Here is a 6069-nt window from a genome sequence, read left to right on the forward strand (position 1 = left end):
AGATAAAGGATAAAATTAAAATACTTTAAAGGGATTAACAGGAGGAAAAAATGAGAGATATAATGGTACCTATGTCTTTTGAAAAACTAATAAGACAATGTTTGGAAGAATACCAAAATAAAAAATCGTTATTTGACGTAAAGGCAATAGTAAAGGCTGACGAAACAAAATCTATGGATTTTTGTGAAAGAGGATTAGAGAGTCCTTTAGGAGTTGCAGCAGGACCTCATACACAATTAGCTCAAAATATAGTAGCTTGTTATGCTGGAGGAGCTAGATTTATAGAATTAAAAACAGTTCAACGTATGTTTGGAGAAGAATTAGGAATTCAAAAACCTTGTATTCGTGCTAATGACGAAGGATATAACGTAGAGTGGTCATCAGAGTTACATGCGTTAGAAGCTATGAATGAATATATCAGAGCATGGTTTGCTACTAAAATAGTTGCTAAAGAGTTTGGATTAGGAAATCCAGATGCTTTCCAATTTAATATGAGCGTTGGATATGACTTAGCTGGAATAAAAACAGAAGCAGTAGATGGATTCTTAAATGGATTAAATGATGCTTCAAATACAAAAGTATTCCAAGATTGTAAAAAATATTTACTAGACAATTTACACCTGTTTAAAAATGTAGATGCAGAGTTTATTAATTCAATATCTTCTCATGTTTGTAATACAGTAACACTATCAACTATGCATGGATGTCCAGCAGATGAGATAGAAAAAATAGCAGCTTACTTAATAGAGGAGAAAGGATTTAATACATTTATTAAATGTAATCCAACTCTTTTAGGATATGATTATGTAAGAAAAATGATGGATGATATGGGATATGATTATCTATCAATAGATAAACACCAATTTGAAATAGATTTAAAATTTGATCAAGCAGTAAAAATGATAAATAACCTAATAGCTCTAGCAAAAACAAAAGGTATAAAATTTGGAGTTAAATTATGTAATACTATGCCAGTAGATATAAAACATAAAGAATTACCAGGAAATACAATGTATATGTCAGGAAAAAGCTTATATCCACTAGCAATATCTTTAGCTAAAATATTAGGAGAAGCTATTGGTGAGGAATTAGAAATCTCTTTCTCTGGAGGAGCGGATAAGAACAACATTGATGAAATATTTGAGGCTGGAATATATCCAATAACTGTATGTACAACACTATTACAACCAATGGGATATGAAAAATTAGCTAAATTATATGAGCAATTACATGCTATAGAATATCCAGCTACTAGAAAATTAAATCTTGCTAAGATAAATGAATTAGTAGAAAAAGTTAGAACTGATAAAAACTACTGTAAATCAGAAGCTCAAAGAAAGAAAACAGATGAGCATGTAAGCTATGAAGGAGTATCTGAAAAGGATAACTTAAAATGTAAAGTACTATGCCAAACATGTATAAGAGTATGTCCTAACAGAGCAAACACATATATAGAATCATCAGAAGGAAAAATAATACTTCATATAGACGATTCTTGTAATGAGTGTGGAAACTGTCAATATCTATGTATTCAACCATGTTTACCATACAGAGATAGACTTACTTATTTCTCATCTAAAAAGATGATGGAAGAGAGTGAAAATAAAGGAGTTTCTATCCAAGGAGATAAGTATCTAGTACGTCTTGAAAAAGAGATAGTAGAGTGCAGTTATGATGAACTTTCTGATTTTATGAAATCAGTAGTAGATTCAATTAAGAAAACACATTCATATTTAATTTAATAGATATCCTAAGGAGTAGAGTGAGATGGAATTACTTTTGAAGAATGCAAATATTGTTACAGATAAAGATACATATATGAGTGATATTTATATAAAAGACGGGATTATAGTTAATATAGATAAAGAGCTGAATATACCGAATATAAAAACTGTTGATATAGGGGGAAAATATTTAGTTCCAGGGGGAATAGACGTACATACTCATTTTGATATAGATGTAGGAATAGCAAGATCGGCAGATAATTTTTATACAGGAACATTAGCTGCTGCTTGTGGGGGAACAACTACAATAGTGGATCATATGGGGTTTGGTCCAAAAGGTTGTAACCTACATCATCAATTGAATCTTTATTATGATTTAGCAAAGGATTCTGTAATAGATTATAGCTTTCATGGGGTAATTCAACATATAGATGAAGATATATTAAAAGAAATTGATGAAATGATAAAAGATGGAATACCTTCATTTAAAGGTTACATGACTTATGGATATAAATTATCTGATATGGAAATGTTAAAACTTTCAGAGAAGTTAGGAAAATTAGGTGGACTACTTACAGTCCACCCTGAAAATAATGATATGGTAGAGTTTTTAAGAGCAAAACTTGCTAGTGAAGGAAAATTAGCTCCAATTTATCATGCTAAAAGTAGACCTGATAAGTGTGAAGGAGAAGCGGTTAATAGAATGATAGATTTGACTGCTCAAACTAACTGTCCACTTTATATAGTTCATCTTTCATCTAATGAAGCTTTAGAACATATAAAAAGAGCTAAGGATAGAGGACAGGAAGTGTATTCAGAAACTTGTCCACAATACTTAGTATTAGATGAAGAGAAATATAGAGAAGAGGATGGAGTAAAATATATATGTAGTCCACCAATAAGAGAAAAAAGTAATCAGGAGAAATTGTGGGAAGGTATACAGCAAGGATATATTCAAACAATAGCAACTGATCACTGTTCTTTTAACTATAAAATGAAAAAAGAGATGGGAGCAACTGACTTTAGAAAATGTCCAAATGGCTTACCAGGGGTAGAGACAAGAATGCCTATAATATTTTCTGAAGGGGTATCGAAGGGAAGAATATCAGTTAATAAGTTTGTTGAATTAACAAGTACAAACCCAGCTAAACTATTTGGAATGTATCCTAAAAAAGGAAGTATTCAGATAGGAGCAGATGCTGATTTAGTAGTTATAGATCCAAACTTAATAAAAAAGATAACTGTAGATGATTTACATGAAAATGTAGATTATACATCTTTTGAAGGAATAGAAGTAAAAGGATATCCAGTAATGACAATATCTAGAGGGGAGATAATTGTTGAAAACAATAAATTTACTGGAGAAAAGGGAAGAGGAAAATTTATAAAAAGAGAAGCTTTTAAGTTTTAAAATTGGAGGAAATTATGAGCGAGAAGTTCAGTTTTGTAGTAAATGGAAAGACAATAGTTACAACAGAAGACGTAAATTTATTGGATTTTTTAAGAGATGATTTAGGACTTATATCTGTTAAAGATGGTTGTAAAGAGGGAGCATGTGGAACTTGTACTATTCTTGTAGATGGAAAAGCTATGAAATCTTGTATATTTACAACTAAAAAAGTAGCTGGAAAAGAGATTACAACAATAGAGGGATTTACAGCTAGAGAGAAAGAAGTTTTTGCTTATGCATTTACTGAATGTGGAGCTGTACAATGTGGATTCTGTATACCAGGAATGGTAGTTGCGGCAAAAGCACTTTTCATGAGAACATTAGACCCTACAAGCGATGAAGTAAAAAAAGCTTTAGTAGGAAATATTTGTAGATGTACTGGATATGTAAAAATAGAAGAAGCTATAATGTTAGCAGCTAAATTATTTAGAGAAAATGCACCTGTTCCTCATAGAGAGTGTAAAGGATTAGTAGGAACAAGCGTACATAGAGTAGATGCTGAGGCAAAAACTTTAGGAACTGCTAAATATGCAGAAGATTACGTAGTAGAAGGAATGTACTATGGAAGTGCTATAAGAACAAAATATCCAAGAGCTAAAGTTTTATCAATAGATTATTCTGAAGCTTTAAAATTAGATGGAGTACTAGGAGTACTAACAGCTGATGATGTAACTGGAAAGAATAATATAGGACACTTAGAGTTCATCTCTGATTGGGACGGATTTATACCAGTTGGTGGAATAACAAGATATATAGGAGATGCAGTAGCATTAGTAGTAGCTAAAGATAAAAAGACTTTAGCAGAAGCTAAAAAGTTAGTAAAAGTAGAGTTTGAAGAGTTACCTGGACTATTTACTGTTGAAGAAGCAATGGCAGATGGAGCTCCATTAATTCACAATAAACCAAATAATATTCTAGTAAGAGAACTATTAAAAAGAGGAAACTCTGAAGAAGCTATAAAAAATTCAAAATATGTAGTAACAAATACTTACTATACTCCAGCAACTGAGCATGCTTACCTTGAGCCAGAGTGTGCATTAGCTATACCAACAGAAGATGGAGTACAACTATATACATCTAGCCAATCAGTATTTGATGAGCAAAGAGAAGTTGCAAGATTTTTAGGAATTGATAAAGAAAAAGTAAGAGTTACTGCAGCTTATGTAGGAGGAGGTTTTGGTGGTAAAGAGGATATGACTGTTCAACACCATGCTGCTCTTGCTGCTTATGTATTTAAAAAACCAGTACAAGTATTATTAACAAGACAAGAAAGTATAAATATAAGTACAAAAAGACACGCTATGAAAATAGAGATGACAACAGCTTGTGATGAAAATGGAAAACTTACAGCAATGAAGGCTAAAATCCTTTCAGATACAGGAGCTTATGCATCACTAGGAGGACCAGTATTACAAAGAGCATGTACACATGCAGCTGGACCATACAACTATCAAAATATAGATATTGAAGGAATAGCAGTATATACAAATAATACACCTGGAGGAGCGTTCAGAGGATTTGGAGTTACTCAATCAGCTTTTGCAATAGAAGCAAACATAAACCAATTAGCAGAGATGGTAGGAATATCTCCATGGGAAATTAGATATAGAAATGCAATTAGACCGGGACAAGTACTACCAAACGGACAAATTGCAGATGAGGGAACAGCTTTAGTAGAAACATTAGAGGCAGTAAAAGATGTTTATGAAAACAATAAGATAGCAGGAATAGCTTGTGCTATGAAAAATGCCGGTATAGGAGTTGGATTACCAGATATAGGAAGATGTAGATTAACTATCATCAATGGAGAGGTAAGAGTAAGAACTTCAGCTGCTTGTATAGGTCAAGGTGTGGCTACTGTATGTAAACAAATGGTTTGTGAAACTACTGGAGTAGATGCTAAATTAGTAGTAGTAGAAGGACCAGACACACATGTAACTCCTAACTCTGGTACTACAACAGCATCAAGACAAACAGTATTTACAGGAGAAGCTACAAGACAAGCTGCACTAGCACTTAAGAAAGAGTTAGAAACAAAAACATTAGCAGAATTAGAAGGTTGGGACCACTATGCAGAGTACTCTGGAATAACAGATAAAATGGGTTCTGATAAGCCAAATCCTGTAAGCCACGTAGCTTATGGATATGCAACTCAAGTAGTTGTATTAGATGAAAGTGGAAAAGTTACAAAAGTAGCTGCTGCTCATGATGTTGGAAGAGCAATAAATCCAAAGGCATTAGAGGGACAAATTGAAGGTGGAGTTGTAATGGGACTAGGATTTGCATTAACAGAAGTTATGCCAATAGTAAAAGGTATACCACAAGTTAAGTTTGGAACTTTAGGACTATTTAGAGCAACAAATGTACCTGAAATAGAAACAACAATCGTTGAGAAAAATAAAGTAGAATTAGCATATGGAGCTAAAGGAGTTGGAGAGATAACAGTTATTCCTACAGCACCAGCAGCACAAAATGCTTATTATAAATATGATGGAGTATTCAGAACTTCATTACCATTAGAAAAAACAGCGTATAAAAAATAAAAAATTAAAAGGAGATAATAGAATGAATAAAGTAATTTACACAGAAAAAGCACCAGCAGCATTAGGACCATACTCACAAGCTATAGAAGCTAATGGAATGTTATTTGTGTCAGGACAAATTCCGTTTGTACCAGAAACAATGACATTAGTATCAGATGATGTAAAAGCTCAAACAAGACAATCATTAGAAAATGTAAAAGCGATAGTAGAAGCAGCAGGATACTCAATGAAAAATATAGTAAAAGCAGGAGTATTTATAAAAGATATGAATGATTTTGCAGCAATAAACGAAGTATACAATGAGTATTTAGGGGATGTAAAACCAGCAAGAGCTTGTGTAGAAGTAGCAAGA

Annotated in this window: 4 protein-coding genes; all 4 read left to right on the plus strand. The window is 32.6% G+C overall.

All coding sequences use genetic code 11. The features are described 5' to 3' along the window. Positions 1-50: 50 nt before the first annotated feature. On the plus strand, positions 51-1742 hold the full coding sequence (locus IAA47_06130; protein MBU3842546.1) for a selenate reductase: 1692 nt from the start codon (positions 51-53) through the stop codon (positions 1740-1742). A gap of 25 nt (positions 1743-1767) precedes the next feature. Further along, positions 1768-3135 carry a dihydropyrimidinase gene (hydA, locus tag IAA47_06135; protein MBU3842547.1) on the plus strand — a complete coding sequence of 456 codons (1368 nt, stop codon included), beginning with the start codon at positions 1768-1770 and terminating at the stop codon, positions 3133-3135. A 14-nt stretch (positions 3136-3149) separates the two neighbouring features. Then, positions 3150-5717 (plus strand): selenium-dependent xanthine dehydrogenase, encoded by a 2568-nt coding sequence (xdh, locus tag IAA47_06140; GenBank protein ID MBU3842548.1) that lies wholly within the window; start codon positions 3150-3152, stop codon positions 5715-5717. A gap of 22 nt (positions 5718-5739) precedes the next feature. Then, positions 5740-6069: Rid family detoxifying hydrolase (locus IAA47_06145; protein MBU3842549.1), on the plus strand; the 330-nt coding region annotated here is incomplete at its 3' end.

This window comes from Candidatus Fusobacterium pullicola (genome assembly GCA_018883725.1).
Lineage (GTDB): Bacteria > Fusobacteriota > Fusobacteriia > Fusobacteriales > Fusobacteriaceae > Fusobacterium_A > Fusobacterium_A pullicola.